Raw genomic sequence first — 13,972 nt, 5'->3', positions numbered from 1 at the left:
CTATGGTCGTCGGCAGCGTCAGATGTGTATAAGAGACAGACGGAAAGGCGGGCCTCGCGCTGCGGAGTGTTTTCAAAACCAAGCCCGGCCCCGGCCTGCATTGACACAGCTGGCGGTTCTTGGGCATCGCTTGCTGGCGGGGTTCCTTTGCTGAAATGGACTTGGCCGAAAGGGCCGCTGGTCCCGGTCGCTGGTTCGCGCTTTGCGTGAACTCCGCGCTACTGTGGGTCAGTTAGGCTTCTGTTGTTGGACCCGCTACATCTTCCCGTCTCAGCATCGATCTTAGCTTCTCGAAGCTCTCCTCGCTCAGGCAGTGCTCCATGTGGCAGCCCTCTTGCGACGCGACCTCGGGCGTTACGCCTGCGTCCTCTAGCAGACCTACAAAAAAGCAGTGGCGCTCCCACATTTGACGGGCAACCTCAAGACCGCGTTCCGTCAGATGCACGTCGCGTTTGCCCATCTCCACGTAGCCGGTGCTCTCCAAGGCCGCCATGGCTTTAGAGACGCTTGCTTTGGTTACGCCCAAGTATTCGGCAACGTCGATCGAGCGCACGATGCCCTGACGTTCCGATAGAACGTAGATCGATTCGAGATAGTCTTCTCCGGATTCACGCAGGGCCATGGGCCGCCTTTCGCGATGGCTTCTAGTTAGCCTTTGGATACTTTTGCTTGATTTACTTTACCGCAAAAGTTGCCCATGTCTTACTACTTTGCCTAAAAGTTAGCCGTGTTTCACAAAACATGCGGGACGAAAACAAAATGGGGACGCCCCGCAAGGAGTGTCCCCAACTGCCGGCAGAAAAGGAACGTCCCCAAGTGCCGAATCCGCAGCTACACCAGCCCGAAGTGCTTTGCGGCGTTGTAGATGCCGTCGTCGTCTACGGCGGTCGTTACGTAGGTCGCTGCGGCCTTCACAGTATCCTGCGCGTTGCCCATGGCAACACTGGTGCCCACGGCTCCAAACATCGACAGGTCGTTCTCGCCATCGCCAAAGGCAATCGCTTCGCTCACGTCGACGCCCAGGCGCTCCAGCGTCGCCGCAACGCCCAGATCCTTGCCGCCGTTGGCAGGGATAATGTCGCAGAACAGATCGCACCAGCGCGTCGTGAGCGAATGCGACACCGCATCGGTCACGATATGCTCGTCGGCCGGATCCACAAACGCGCAAAACTGGTAGACCGGCGCGTCGAAGGCGTGGTCAAACGGCTCCTCGTGGTAGACGATTCCCGCGTTGTTGCCGGCCGCCACCACGCGCTCGGACAGGCGGTTCACAAACGAGCTCTCGCCCTGCATGCACAGCGAGTCGTAGCGCCCCTGAGCCACCTGGTCCACGATCACCGCAACATCGTCCGGATCGATCGGGCAGCTGCGGTAAACACCACTGGCATCAAAGCAATGCTGACCCGAAAGCGTAATGTACGCATCCCAGCCAAGGTCGAACAGCCAGTCCGGCATCTGGTAGGTCGGACGGCCCGTAGCGATCACGCACGCAATCCCCTGCTCGTGAAAGCTGTCGAGCACCTGCTGCGCCGACGCCGGAATCCGGTGGGTCTTAAAGCTCAGCAGCGTGCCGTCGATATCGAAAAACGCGGCCCCGATCATCCTCGTCTACTCCTCGCCCTCGAGCTTTTCGCTCGCCTCGAGCCACGCCATCTCCAGCTCGTCCATGGCGGCGTGGGCCTCGTCGATCTTTGCCTGCTGCTCGCCCAGCGCCGTGTAGTTGGTGGGATCGACCTGGGCCATGGCGGCCTCGGCCTCCTCCACGCGAGCGCGCTGCGTCTCCATCTTGCGCTCGAGCGAACTCACCTCGCGGCGAAGCTTCTGGCGTTCGGCGTTGGAAAGGCCATTGGGCTGCCCGCTCGTCTTGGGCTTTTCGGCCGCAACCGCTGCGGCGCCGGTGTCGAACGTGCCGGTCTTGGCGCTCGGCGCGCCCACGGGCTCGCCCTCGGCGGTGGCGTTGCACAGGCGCAGGTACTGATCCACGCCGCCGGGCATATGCGTCAGGTGGCCGTCGAGCAGCGCCCACTGCTGGTCGGTCACGCGCTCCATGAGGAAACGGTCGTGCGTCACTAGGATCAGCGTGCCAGGCCAGCCGTCGAGCAGATCCTCGACAATCGCCAGCATGTCGGTATCGAGGTCGTTGCCGGGCTCGTCCAGGATGAGCACGTTGGGCTCGTCCAGGATTGTCAGCAGCAGCGACAGGCGACGGCGCTGGCCGCCCGAAAGATCGCCGATGCGGCTCCAGAGCTGCTGCGTCGTAAAGCCCAGACGCTCGCAGAGCTTCTCGGGCGAAGTCTCCTTGCCGTCGATGACGTAGTACTTCTTATAGTTGCTGAGCACCTCGCGGATCGTGTCGCCCATGTAGGGCTCGAGCTCTTCGAGCTGCTGCGACAGCACGCCAAAGCGCACCGTCTGGCCAATCTTCACGCGACCGCGCAGGGGCGCGATCTTGCCCTGGATCACGTCGAGCAGCGTCGACTTGCCGGCGCCGTTCTCGCCCAAAAGACCATAGCGGTCGCCCGCACCAATGAGCCAGGTCACGTCGGAGAGCACCTGCTTGGGCGCGCCGTCGGTATCCGCATAGCCGGCGTCCACGTCGACCACGTCGATAACCTGCTTGCCCAGACGGCTCACCGCCAGGCGCTTGAGATCCAGCTCGTCGCGCACAGGCGGCACGTCGGCAATCAGCTCGCGAGCGGCATCCACGCGAAACTTGGGCTTGGTGGAACGCGCCTGGGCGCCGCGGCTCAGCCACGCGAGCTCCTTGCGCGCCATGTTGCGACGGCGCTCCTCGGTAACCGCGGCCATGCGATCGCGCTCCACGCGCTGCAGGATGTAGGCCGAGTAGCCGCCCTCGAAGGGGTCGACTTGGCCGTCGTGGACCTCCCACATGCTGGTGCAGACCTCGTCCAAGAACCAGCGGTCATGCGTGACCACGAGCATGGCGCCCTGACCGCGCTGCCAGCGGGCCTTTAAGTGACGCGCAAGCCAGTTGATGGTACGCATGTCCAGGTGGTTGGTGGGCTCGTCGAGCATGAGCACGTCGTAGTTGCCGATCAGCAGGCGCGCAAGGTCCACGCGACGGCGCTGACCGCCCGAAAGCTCGCCCACTGTGCCTTCCCAGGGCACATCGCTGATGAGGCCGGCCAGAATCTGGCGCGTACGCGGACTCGACGCCCACTCATACTCGGGCGCGTCGCCCACGACGGCATGATGCACGGTGTCGGTATCGACCAGGTTGTCCTTTTGGCCGAGCAGTCCGATCGTGGTGCCGCGGCGGTGCGTCACGCGTCCGTCGTCGGGTTCCAGCGTGCCGGCGAGCACGCTCAGCAGCGTCGACTTGCCGTCGCCGTTTTTACCGACAATACCAATGCGGTCGCCCTCGCCCACGCCGAGCGTCACGCTATCGAAAATATGCTTGGTGGGAAACTCTAGGCTGATGGAATCGCATCCCAAAAGAATCGCCATATGCCCTGCTCCTTCGTAGAAATTCAACGTTGTCCATGATAGCAGCGAGCCCCACCCCAAACCACCACGAAGGTGCCTGTCCCCTTTGTGGTGGTCGTTTCGGTCGCAGAGCAAAAAGGCGGGCCATCTCGCAAAAGAGATGACCCGCCTCTCCAATCAGTCCCGCGGGGGCCGTGGCCGCCGCGGGCCTCAAGCATGTCCCGGACTAGGAGAACATGCCGGTGAGGTAATCATTCAGCCGCTTATCCTTGGGCCGTTGGAAAATCTCGTCGGTCTCGTCGTACTCGACCATATCGCCCATGTAGAAGAACGCCGTGCGGTTGGACACGCGCGACGCCTGCTCCATGTTGTGCGTCACGATGACGATGGCGCGCTCGGCAACGATCGACGACATGAGGTCCTCGATCGCCAGCGTCGAGATGGGGTCGAGCGCCGAACAGGGCTCATCAAACAGGATCACGTCGGGGTTGAGCGCCAGCGTGCGCGCGATGCACAGGCGCTGCTGCTGACCGCCCGAAAGCGCGTAGGCGCTCTTGTCGAGTTTGTCTTTGACCTCGTCCCACAGCGCCGCGCCGCGCAAGCTCTCCTCGACCATGCGATCGAGCTCGTCGCGGTCGGTGATGCCGTGACGCTTGGGCGCAAACGTGATGTTGTCGCGAATGGACTTGCGGAACGGGTTGGGCTGCTGGAACACCATGCCGATGGAACGGCGCAGCTCGTAGGTGTTTTCGGTCTTGGTGTTCACGTTGCGGCCGCGGTAGTTGATCTCGCCCTCCACGCGACAGCCGCGAATCTCGCGATTCATGAGGTTGAGGCTGCGCAAGAAGGTCGACTTGCCGCAGCCCGAAGGCCCGATGAGCGCCGTGATCTCGCCCTTGTGAAAGTCGAGCGACGTATTGTGCAGCGCATGGTGATCGCCATAGTACACGTTGACGTCCTTGGTAGAGAGTACGACCTCGTCGCTCACGGCCTTGCCGCTCACACGCACGTGCTTTTCGCTTTGCCCCACGCTCGACAGAAAGTCCTGGGTCTCGGACGTGGCCGCTTCGGTTGCGGGCGTTGTATTCATCTCGCTCATTCGGCCGTCATCCTCCTTGCCAGTTGCTTGCCCACGATACGGGCGACTACGTTAAACAGCAGCACGCAAATCATCAGCAGTGCCGCGGTGCCCCAGACGATCTGCTGGGCCTCGGGGCTGCCCTCGCCATAGATCTTGTAGATATGAACGGCGAGCGACTCGCCGGGACGGAACACGTTCCAGGCGCAGGTGGGGCTCGACAGGTTAAAACTCAAGAAGTTCAGGCGAACCGGCGAGCTCATGCCCGAGGTAAAGAGCAGCGCCGCGGCCTCGCCAAACACGCGGCCGGCCGAAAGCACGATGCCGGTCACGATGGCGGGCATGGCCTCGGGAATCAGGATGTGCAGTGTGGCCTCCCAGCGAGTGAGGCCCATGGCCAGGCACGCATCGCGCTGGGCCTGCGGCACGTCCTCGAGCGCCTGCTGAATCACGCGCACCAGGATGGGGATGTTGAACATGGTGAGCGCGACGGCGCCGGAGATGATGGAGTACTTCCAGCCCAGCTGCACCGAGAACACCAGAAAGCCGAACATGCCCACGACAATGGAGGGCAGCGAGGACAGCGTCTCGATGGCGGTGGAGGCGATGTCGCGGATGGGTCCGTCCGGCGCGTACTCAACCAAGAACACCGCGCCGCCCAGGCTGATGGGCACCGATATACCTAAGGTGATCAGCAGCAGGTAGAACGAGTCGAACAGCTGGTAGAGCACGCCGCCCTGGGTTCCGTTGGCGCGCGCGGGCTGCGTGAGGAAGCCCGGTTGGAACAGCGTCGAGATGCCCTCGAACAGGATGTAGGCCACCATGGAGACGACGATGAGCATGACGATGGCGACAATTGCCGTCAGCACGCCCGTGGCGATGCGGTCCTGCTTTTGGACACGCCCGAGTCTTGCCTCGTCGATATGGATGCGCATGCTAGCCACGAGCCTTCGCCCCCTTGCGGCCAATGAGATGGATGATCAGGATGAAGATGAGGCTCATGCCCATCAGCAGCAAACCGAGCGCCCACAGGACATCGTCCTGGGCCGAGCCCTCGGCATAGACCGCCATGGACGTGGTGAGCGTGGTGGTGATGGTGGACGCCGGCGACAGCAGCGACGTCGGCATGGCCTCGATGCCGCCGATAACCATGCGCACGGCGAGCGTTTCGCCAAAGGCGCGGGTCATGCCAAGGATGACCGCGGTCATGAGCGACGGCATGGCGGACTTGAGCACCACGTGCCAGATGGTCTGCCAGCGGGTGTAGCCCAGCGCGAGCGAGCCCTGACGGTAGCTGTCGGGCACAGCGCGCAGGCCATCGACCGAAAGCGTGGTCATCGTCGGCAGAATCATGACTGCCAGCACGATAGCGCCGGGCAAGATACCCAGACCCGTGCTCACGTGGAAAACGCTCTTCATAAGACCGACGACCACGTGAAAGCCGATCAGGCCAAAGACGACCGAGGGAATGCCGGTCAAAAGCTCAATAAGCGGCTGAAAGATCTTGGAACCAAACTTAGGCTGGATCTCGACCGCAAAGATGGCAGAGCCGATGGCGATGGGCAGCGCGATAAGCGTGGAGAGCACCATGACCGCAAACGAGGTGACGATCAGGGGCAGGGCGCCGGTATAAGGCAGGCCGTTTTCGGCTGTGTTGGCCAGGTCCCACTTGGTGCCGGCAAAGAACTCGACGACCGAGACGCCGTCCTTGACAAAAGCCGAGAGGCCCTTTTGGGCGACCATAAAGATGAGCGCGGCAACGACAAGCGTCACGAGCGCTACGCACGCACCCGTGACGCCCAGGCCCACGTTCTCAAGGTCGCGCTTTGGCAGCTGTTTTGCCATTGCAAACCTTTCCGGGGCGGTTACTTATTTAGAGGAGACCTTGCCGCTGGCGTCCTTGACGACCTTCATGGCAGAGACGGGAATGAAGCCCTGCTCCTCGACGAGCTTGCCCTGGACGTCGTCGGAGAGCATGAACTCCAGGAAGGCCTTGGTGGCCTCGTCGGCGTCCTTTGCGCAGTACATGTGCTCGGTAGCCCAGATCTTGAAGGAGTCGTCGGTGACGTTTGCGCTCTTGGGCTCGACGCCCTCGACCTTGATGGCGTTGAACTTGGAGTCATCGAAGTGCGAGAAGTCGAGGTAGGAGATGGCGTTGTCGGTGCTGCCCATCTGAGTCTGGACATCGCCGGACTTGTCGAGCTCGGCGTCGCCCTTAAAGTCGACGGCCTCATCGCCAAAGACGGCGGCCTCGAAGGTGGCGCGGGTGCCGGAGCCGGCCTTGCGGTTGAGGACGACGATGGTAGCGTCGTCACCGCCGACCTCCTTCCAGTTGGTGATCTGGCCGGAGAAGATGCCCTTGAGCTGCTCGAGGGACAGGTCGTCGACCTTCACGTTCTTGGAGACGACGGGACCCATACCCACAACGGCGACCTCGTGGTCAACGAGGTTCTTGACCTGATCGGCCTCGAGCTTGGTCTCGGCAAAGACGTCGGAGTTACCGATGGTAACGGTGCCGGCGGCGACAGCGGTCAGGCCCTTGCCCGAACCGTTGCCCGAACCGGAGACGGAGACGTCGGGGTTGGCATCCATGAACTTCTCGGCAGCGGCCTCGACGAGAGCTTGGAACGAGGAGGCGCCGTCGTAGGTCACCTCGCCGGAGACGGACTCGGCGGCGGCGCTACCCTTGGCGGCGGCGTCGGATGCGCCGGAGCCGCCACAACCAACGAGACCGAGACCGACGATGCTGGCAAGACCACCAGCGAGGCCGAGGAACTGACGACGAGAATAAGCCTGATCGAGCATGATCTTCCTTTCATACATGCGACTCGCGGGCACCCTGCCCGCTTTGCTGTTTGGAAAGATACGGTCTCGATCGGGCGACGACCGCCTTATCTGCGGTTTCTTACGGACATTTGATAGACCCTTACCGCAAGCTCTGCCCAGCCTTTACAAACGGATAACAAACCCGCCACCAAGCATGACCCGCCTTTTACACCAATAAAAACAAAGTTGCGGTGAAATAGTTCCTGCTTGGCCATCAAATGGCCCATTCTAGGAACTATTCCACCGCAACTTAAAAAGCCCGGACGAAAGGGGTGCTAAGTTGTTAAAACGCCGCAGCCTTAAAGCTCAAGCTCGTTCAAACGTAAGATCGCCACGATATAAATCTTGAGCGCCTGCTTGAGCTGTTCCTCGTTGGCGCACTCATTGGGGCCGTGCATCTGGCCGCCCCATGCGGGCAGCTCCAGGCCGGTCTCCTCGGGGCCAAACGAGACGGCGCGGGCAAAGTTGCGTGCGTACGTGCCACCGCCCATGGCGAAGGGCTCGGCATGCTTACCCGTAAACTCGTTATAGGTGTCAATCAGCGCCTTCACGGCCGGGTCGTCGGCAGAGACCGAGAACGGCACCTTGGCACGACCCACGCGATACGTCACACCAAAGCGGCCCACGAGCGGCTCGAGCTGCTCGCAGATGGTATCGGCGCTCGTGCTGTCGGGAAAACGCACGTCGATGACCTGCTCGATGTGGCCATCCACCACACGGATGACGCCGGGGTTGCAGGTGAGCGGGCCAAACGCCGGGCTCGTCGCATCGATTCCCAGGCCGCGACCATAGGCATCCGCGTGCACAAAGGCCAGGAACTTGACGAACTCGTGCTCGGCAGGCGTCAGCAGGCGCTCGTCGCGCGCACCAAACGCATCCTCGGCCTCGCGCAGATACGCCACGATGAGGCCGACAGCATTGATCGTTCCCTCGGGCATCGAGGCATGACCACCAATGCCGTGGGCGAAAATCTGTGCATGCCCGTTATCGAGCGCCGTGATCTCCAGGCGGTCGGCGTTCTCAACGGGCGCCGGCAGTTCATCGGCGGCAATCGCAAGCTCGCAGATAGACTGCGACGGAATGGCGTTGCTCGCCTCGGCACCGCTCCAGGACACAATGCGCCCGCCGTCGATCTTGGAACTCACAAACGTCGCCCCAAACTGGCCCTTCTCGGCATTGCAGACCGGGAACTCGGCATCGGGTGTAAACAAAAAGTCGGGGTCTGTGTGGTTCTCCAGATAATGGTGAACGTCGGACATGCCCACTTCCTCATCGCAGCCCAGCAGCGCGCGGAAGGTATAGCGCGGCACAATGCCGTGTTTGAGCAGATAAGCGCCAGCGTAGAGCGACAGCACCGCCGGGCCCTTGTCGTCGATCACGCCGCGGCCGAGCAGCCAGCCCTCGCGACGCTCCATCGCAAACGGGTCGGTGTTCCAGCCGGGGCCTGCGGGCACCACGTCCACATGGCAAATGGTCGCGAGCTGCTTGTCGCCGCGGCCAGGGATATCGGCAATGCCCACATAGCCCTCGTCGTCGCTCGTCTGGTAGCCGAGCTTTTGCGCGATGCCGAGCGCGCAATCGAGCGCATCACGGACCGGGCGGCCAAACGGCGCACCGGGCTCCGCATTGGCAGCAATAGCCACAGACGGATAGCTCACCAACTGCTCGATATCGGCGACGACATCTTCCCAGACCTCGTCGACATACTCGGTAACGCTCTGCTCCACCTGATTCATGGACGACCTCCTTACCAATGAGTAGCGGGCACGCCCGCCCCTCACATTACGTCATTAGATAGCAAAAAGTTTAGCAAGCTCGGCCACCGAGTGCACCACCGCATCGGCGCCCGCGGCCTCGTGCTCCCCCGGCGCCGCCGCACCCGAATAGATGCCGATGCACGGCACGCCCATTGCGTGCGCGCCCTCCACATCGTTAAAGCGATCGCCGATCATCACGGCATCGTCCGCCGTCGCACCGAGCGCCGCCAGGGCATCGCGGACCGAATCGGCCTTGGTCTCGCGTCCCTGCGGCGGATTCATGCCAACCACTGCCTTAAACTGAGAAAGCCCCAGCTCGCCCACCATGTCGATGCACTTTGCCTCCATGCGCGACGTCGCCACGGCCAAGCGATGCCCCTGGGCGGCCAACCCATCCAGCAGCTCGGAAATTCCATCGAACACAGGGTACTCTTCCGGTCCCAGCTCATCAAAAAAGGCGCGGTACTCGTCGGCCACCACAAGCGACTCCTCGCGCGAGAAGCCATAAAAGTCGTGAAAGCTCTTCCACAGGGGCGGCCCGATCATGCGGCGCAGGTCACCCATCTGCGCCTCCGAAAACCCGCGCGCAGCCAGCGTCTTGCGCGTCGAGGTCATCACCGCCCGGCCTGTATCGGCCACCGTGCCATCGAAATCAAACAGAACAACCGACCGCTTGCATATCTCCAGCTGCTCCACTGGCACCCTCTCTTCCCCAATTGATGATTTCCACACCGACACTTCAAACTGTTGACTATTCAACAATTGAACCTAGCAATGTGGAACGACTCTACTATACTTGTCGCACTTTGCTCTCAGAAGGCGGCGCGCAAACGCCCCAACGAAAGGTGCAATTATGTCTTTTGCCATCATAACCGACTCCACGTCGGACATCTCCCCCGCCCGCGCCCAAGAGCTCGGCATTTACGTGATTCCGCTGCATGTGATTATCGAGGGCGAGGACCTGCTCGACCAGGTGCAGATCACCGCCGAGGAGTACGTCGCCCGCATGGCAGGCTCCGAGCAGCTGCCGCACACCTCGCAGCCGAGCGCCGGCGAGTTCAAGGCACTCTTTGACCGCGTGCTCGCCGACGGCCATGACAGCGCCATCTTTATCTCGCTGTGCAGCGAGTGGTCCGCCTGCTATTCCAATGCATGCCTGGTAGCCGATACCCACGAGCTCGACGTGCGCTGCATCGATTCGCGCACCGGTTCGGGTGCCGAGGGCCTGCTGGTGGAGTATGCGCTGGCCATGCGCGAGGACGGCCGCAGCTTGGACGAGACCGAGGCGCAGATCCGCGCGACGCTGCCCGACGCCCACCTGTTGCTGATTCCCCGCACGCTCGAGAACCTGGTCAAGAACGGCCGTGCGCCCAAACTCGCCGGCCAGCTCACGCAGATGCTCAACATTCGTCTGGCCGTTTCGCCGGAGTGGCAGTCGGGCGAGATCAAGGCCGTCAAGAAGGGCCGCGGCGCCAAGCGCATCGTTGCTAACACCATGGCCGATTGCCTCGCATTTTTGGCGGAGCATCCGGGCTCAAGCGTGCGCGTGCTCACGACCGGCGCCGCCGAGGAGCAGGAGCTTGTCAACGAAGCACTCGCAGGCCAGGACTACGTAGACGCCGGCACCGGCCCCATCGGCTGCACCATTGCCACCCACGTAGGCGTCGACGCCATAGCCATCAGCTACTGCCTCCGCTACCAGCCCATCCACTAGGGGCACCTTTACCACTTGCGGTGAAATAGGGACTATTTTTGGCTTATCAGCAGCAAATTAATCCCTATTCCACCGCAACTTAGAAATCGGCAATCAGCCCTGCGGGCCCTGGAATAGTTCCTCATGCGAGCCCATTCTGACCAGTCGGATCGCAGGATTAGTCTTATGCGACAAGTAGAGAACGACCACATCGACCAAGCCATCAGATAGATGGAAATCGATGTGGCCGTTGTAGTTGCCGCCCGGGTTTGAAAGCTCGTGGGCACCATATTCCGCGGGAAGCGAGCCGTGAGCCGCAAGCTCTGCGACTGCCGCCTTAAACTCGGTTTTTAGCTGCGGATGGATGCGCATCGTCCGTTTGTAATCCGCCTTAAACTGAGCCTCGACCTTAATCTCAAACATCGCTAGTCCTCATCGAGGAATGATATAAGCTCATCAGCGTTATTGAATGACGGGCTGTCGTCCGGCAGAATCCCCAACTCATGAGCTTCGGCGATCACCATGGCACGCCTCGTTGCCTCGTTGGGCACCTCCGCCCTTCCTACGATCTCAAAAGGAATCTTTCGTTGATTTACCAGCTGCCGAACAGCAAGGTTGAGATACGAATTGAGACTCAGACCAACCGTATCCAAGAACTCAGTCGCCTGTTCCTTGAGCCCCTCTTCGATGCGAACCGTCGTAGGCTTAACCGTTGCAGTAGACATACGCGACCTCCTCGCCTCGTCTTTTGCATCAGTATACCCAGTTTAGATGGCATACTGATGTTAAATAGCATCAGTATGCCGTTCACATTGCTATAACAACAGTCACAGCACCCTACATCAGCCCGCTCAGGGCAATGTCAACGGCCTCGTTGAGGTCGTCGGTGATGTGCACCAGCTCCGGATCGAGCGGGCTAATCATACCGGCGTCCATCACCGGGCCGTTGAGCCAGTCGAACAGGCCCTGCCAGTACTCGGTTCCCACCAAAACGAGCGGCATGCGCTTGACCTTGTGCGTCTGTACCAGCGTGAGCACCTCGAACATCTCGTCGAGCGTACCAAAGCCACCAGGAAACACGATGGCGCCCGAGCTGTATTTGACGAACATGGTCTTGCGCACAAAGAAGTAACGGAAGTCCATGCCAAGGTTCACGTATTTGTTGAGCCCGTGCTCGTGCGGCAGCTCGATACCCAAGCCGACCGACTTGCCGTTCGTGCTAGCCGCTCCCCTGTTGGCCGCCTCCATGACGCCGGGACCGCCGCCGGTGATAACCGCCACGCCGCGCTGGGCGATCTTGCGACCGACCGTGCGCGCCGCCTTGTAGAGCGGATCGGTCTTTGGCGTGCGGGCGCTACCGAAGATGGTCACCGCAGGACCAAGCTCGGCAAGCGCGCCAAAACCATCGACAAACTCTGCCTGGATACGCAGCACACGCCACGGATCGGTATGCAACCAGTCGGTCGAGTCCTCGGGCGCCAGCAGGTTGGCGTAGGTGTTGTCCTTAGGAATCATGGGGCCGCGCATGACCACGGGGCCGCGGCGGTACGTCTCGTCGTAGGCAGGCTCGCCCTCGACATTCTCGTTCTTAATCATGGGTACTCCTATCGAGAAAAAGAAAAACGGGCGGGGTCGACGCCATGCGCCAAACACCCGCCCGAACATCAACTATTCGGGATGGTACCCACGATGCATCAAGTGCTTGCAAGCTATCGGTCATCGGTCGCGCAGACGGTGTTAGCGAACGTGATGACCGGCCGGCGCTCGCCCCTTGCCGTTGCCCGCGCTCTGCAAGCGCCCGCACCGCTCTTAGTAGTCCACCGCCGCAGGACTGTTCATCCAGTCGCTCACAAACGCGCCATAGCGGCCCTCGATAATGGCCTGACGGGCACGCTGCATAAGGTTGAGCAGGTAATAGATGTTGTGCATCGACAGCAGAATACCGCCGAGCATCTCCTTCTGCGTGACCATGTGACGGATGAGCGCGCGGCTGTAGCCGCCCGTGCACACCGGGCAGGTGCAGGTGGGATCGATGGGGCCGTCGTCGTGCGCAAAGCGCGCGTTGCGGAAGTTAAGGCGACCTTCACTGGAGAACGCCGTACCCATGCGGCCGGTGCGCGTCGGCAGCACGCAGTCGAACATGTCGATGCCCACGCCAACGCCGCGCACGAGCGTGGTAGGGTTGCCGACGCCCATGAGGTAGCGCGGCTTGTGCTTAGGCATATACTCGGAAACCAGCGGCGCCAGCGTCTCGAACATGGTCTCGTGGTCCTCGCCCACCGAGTAGCCGCCGATGCCGTAACCGGGGAAGTCGCCGCACTCCTCCAGGTGGCGCAGCGATCGCAGGCGCAGATCCAGATGCATGCCACCCTGGACGATGCCAAAAAGTGCCTGGTCATCACGGGTGTGGGCCTTGTAGCAGCGCTCGGCCCACATGCTCGACAGCTCCACGGCGCGCTCGACGTAGGCGCGCGTGGCGGGATAGCCGGGGCACTGATCGAGCTGCATGCAGATGTCGGAGCCGAGCTTCATGGCGATTGCCATGTTGTCCTCGGGCGTCCAGAACACGTGGCGGCCGTCGTAGTCATTGACGATAAAGCGCACGCCCTCGTCAGTGAGCTTGACGGCGTCGTTATGGCTAAACACCTGGAATCCGCCCGAGTCGGTGAGGATGGGGCCATGCCAGTTCATGAACTTATGCAGTCCGCCCAGCTCGGCGATGGTGTCCTCGCCGGGACGCATGGACAGGTGGTAGGTGTTGGCGAGCACAATCTGCGCACCGAGCTGCTTAACGGTCTCGGTGGGGATGCCCTTGACGTTTGCCTTGGTGCCCACGGGCATAAAGATCGGCGTCTCGATGTCGCCGTGCGGGGTGTGCAACACGCCGGCACGCGCGTGCGTCGTCGGGTCCTCGGCGATCAGGTCGAATTTAAAGAGGCTCTGGTCCATAAACTGGAACTCCTTGGTTGCGGTTCATACGCAGACCATTATACGAGCAACCAGCAAACCGCACCGACTCGACAGAAACTAGTGCATTAAATGACTACCCATGAGAGGCCTTCTACCAACAACACAAATGCCGATGTTATGGCACCGACAGACACTATGACCCAATCCGAGGGCACTAAAAAGATAGGAGCCCCCGCTCGTGACCGCGGGTCGGGGCTGCGA

Annotated in this window: 14 protein-coding genes; 1 reads left to right on the top strand and 13 read right to left on the bottom strand. The window is 61.6% G+C overall.

The window, feature by feature from the left end; all coding sequences use genetic code 11:
- Nucleotides 1-232 precede the first annotated feature (232 nt).
- From PMW67_RS09215 to PMW67_RS09175, 9 genes are all read right to left on the bottom strand, one after another.
- On the bottom strand, nt 233-622 hold the full coding sequence (locus PMW67_RS09215) for a metal-dependent transcriptional regulator (protein ID WP_055252669.1): 390 nt from the start codon (nt 620-622) through the stop codon (nt 233-235).
- Nucleotides 623-831: 209 nt separating this feature from the next.
- Entirely contained in the window at nt 832-1,602 is a 771-nt protein-coding gene (locus PMW67_RS09210) for a Cof-type HAD-IIB family hydrolase (RefSeq protein WP_271739603.1), read from the bottom strand.
- A 6-nt stretch (nt 1,603-1,608) separates the two neighbouring features.
- Complete coding sequence (locus PMW67_RS09205; protein ID WP_271739602.1) at nt 1,609-3,468, bottom strand: ABC-F family ATP-binding cassette domain-containing protein; 1,860 nt, start codon at nt 3,466-3,468, stop codon at nt 1,609-1,611.
- Between the two features lie 205 nt (nt 3,469-3,673).
- A complete protein-coding gene (gene pstB / locus PMW67_RS09200) occupies nt 3,674-4,546 on the bottom strand; it encodes a phosphate ABC transporter ATP-binding protein PstB (RefSeq protein WP_271739601.1) in 873 nt (290 codons plus the stop codon).
- Complete coding sequence (pstA, locus tag PMW67_RS09195) at nt 4,543-5,460, bottom strand: phosphate ABC transporter permease PstA (protein ID WP_271739605.1); 918 nt, start codon at nt 5,458-5,460, stop codon at nt 4,543-4,545. Before pstA ends, pstB begins: the two co-directional genes overlap by 4 nt.
- A 1-nt stretch (nt 5,461) precedes the next feature.
- Nucleotides 5,462-6,370 (bottom strand): phosphate ABC transporter permease subunit PstC, encoded by a 909-nt coding sequence (pstC, locus tag PMW67_RS09190; RefSeq protein WP_271739600.1) that lies wholly within the window; start codon nt 6,368-6,370, stop codon nt 5,462-5,464.
- A 24-nt stretch (nt 6,371-6,394) separates the two neighbouring features.
- On the bottom strand, nt 6,395-7,330 hold the full coding sequence (locus PMW67_RS09185) for a phosphate ABC transporter substrate-binding protein (RefSeq protein ID WP_271739599.1): 936 nt from the start codon (nt 7,328-7,330) through the stop codon (nt 6,395-6,397).
- 320 nt (nt 7,331-7,650) lie between these two features.
- Nucleotides 7,651-9,087, bottom strand: a complete 1,437-nt coding sequence (locus tag PMW67_RS09180; protein ID WP_271739598.1) for a M20 family metallopeptidase — start codon at nt 9,085-9,087, stop codon at nt 7,651-7,653.
- A gap of 54 nt (nt 9,088-9,141) precedes the next feature.
- On the bottom strand, nt 9,142-9,804 hold the full coding sequence (locus PMW67_RS09175) for an HAD hydrolase-like protein (RefSeq protein WP_271739597.1): 663 nt from the start codon (nt 9,802-9,804) through the stop codon (nt 9,142-9,144).
- A gap of 157 nt (nt 9,805-9,961) precedes the next feature.
- Between PMW67_RS09175 and PMW67_RS09170 the strand changes: the two genes are divergently transcribed.
- Nucleotides 9,962-10,822: a DegV family protein gene (locus tag PMW67_RS09170; protein ID WP_271739595.1), complete on the top strand. Its 861-nt coding sequence runs from the start codon at nt 9,962-9,964 to the stop codon at nt 10,820-10,822.
- Between the two features lie 93 nt (nt 10,823-10,915).
- Here the strand turns inward: PMW67_RS09170 and PMW67_RS09165 are convergent, their stop codons facing one another.
- From PMW67_RS09165 to tgt, 4 genes are all read right to left on the bottom strand, one after another.
- Nucleotides 10,916-11,224, bottom strand: a complete 309-nt coding sequence (locus PMW67_RS09165; protein WP_271739594.1) for a type II toxin-antitoxin system RelE/ParE family toxin — start codon at nt 11,222-11,224, stop codon at nt 10,916-10,918.
- A gap of 2 nt (nt 11,225-11,226) precedes the next feature.
- A complete protein-coding gene (locus tag PMW67_RS09160) occupies nt 11,227-11,526 on the bottom strand; it encodes a type II toxin-antitoxin system RelB/DinJ family antitoxin (protein ID WP_117583791.1) in 300 nt (99 codons plus the stop codon).
- Between the two features lie 112 nt (nt 11,527-11,638).
- Nucleotides 11,639-12,397, bottom strand: coding sequence for an LOG family protein (locus PMW67_RS09155; RefSeq protein WP_271739592.1), 759 nt, complete (start codon nt 12,395-12,397; stop codon nt 11,639-11,641).
- Nucleotides 12,398-12,610: 213 nt separating this feature from the next.
- Complete coding sequence (gene tgt / locus PMW67_RS09150; RefSeq protein WP_117634943.1) at nt 12,611-13,750, bottom strand: tRNA guanosine(34) transglycosylase Tgt; 1,140 nt, start codon at nt 13,748-13,750, stop codon at nt 12,611-12,613.
- Nucleotides 13,751-13,972 lie beyond the last annotated feature (222 nt).

Origin of the sequence: Collinsella aerofaciens, from assembly GCF_028209395.1 — a bacterium.
In the GTDB taxonomy this organism is placed as follows: domain Bacteria; phylum Actinomycetota; class Coriobacteriia; order Coriobacteriales; family Coriobacteriaceae; genus Collinsella; species Collinsella aerofaciens_AZ.
Note: the sequence above shows the minus strand (reverse complement) of the source record. Positions and strands in the feature narration are given on the sequence as shown.

Bases quoted from the DNA above. Each gene is read 5' to 3' on its own strand.
- PMW67_RS09185 (WP_271739599.1), bottom strand. From the start codon at position 7,330: ATGCTCGATCAGGCTTATTCTCGTCGTCAGTTCCTCGGCCTCGCTGGT.
- PMW67_RS09215 (WP_055252669.1), bottom strand. From the start codon at position 622: ATGGCCCTGCGTGAATCCGGAGAAGACTATCTCGAATCGATCTACGTT.
- PMW67_RS09160 (WP_117583791.1), bottom strand. From the start codon at position 11,526: ATGTCTACTGCAACGGTTAAGCCTACGACGGTTCGCATCGAAGAGGGG.
- PMW67_RS09180 (WP_271739598.1), bottom strand. From the start codon at position 9,087: ATGAATCAGGTGGAGCAGAGCGTTACCGAGTATGTCGACGAGGTCTGG.
- PMW67_RS09155 (WP_271739592.1), bottom strand. From the start codon at position 12,397: ATGATTAAGAACGAGAATGTCGAGGGCGAGCCTGCCTACGACGAGACG.
- pstB (WP_271739601.1), bottom strand. From the start codon at position 4,546: ATGAGCGAGATGAATACAACGCCCGCAACCGAAGCGGCCACGTCCGAG.
- pstC (WP_271739600.1), bottom strand. From the start codon at position 6,370: ATGGCAAAACAGCTGCCAAAGCGCGACCTTGAGAACGTGGGCCTGGGC.
- PMW67_RS09205 (WP_271739602.1), bottom strand. From the start codon at position 3,468: ATGGCGATTCTTTTGGGATGCGATTCCATCAGCCTAGAGTTTCCCACC.
- PMW67_RS09210 (WP_271739603.1), bottom strand. From the start codon at position 1,602: ATGATCGGGGCCGCGTTTTTCGATATCGACGGCACGCTGCTGAGCTTT.
- tgt (WP_117634943.1), bottom strand. From the start codon at position 13,750: ATGGACCAGAGCCTCTTTAAATTCGACCTGATCGCCGAGGACCCGACG.
- PMW67_RS09170 (WP_271739595.1), top strand. From the start codon at position 9,962: ATGTCTTTTGCCATCATAACCGACTCCACGTCGGACATCTCCCCCGCC.
- pstA (WP_271739605.1), bottom strand. From the start codon at position 5,460: ATGCGCATCCATATCGACGAGGCAAGACTCGGGCGTGTCCAAAAGCAG.
- PMW67_RS09165 (WP_271739594.1), bottom strand. From the start codon at position 11,224: ATGTTTGAGATTAAGGTCGAGGCTCAGTTTAAGGCGGATTACAAACGG.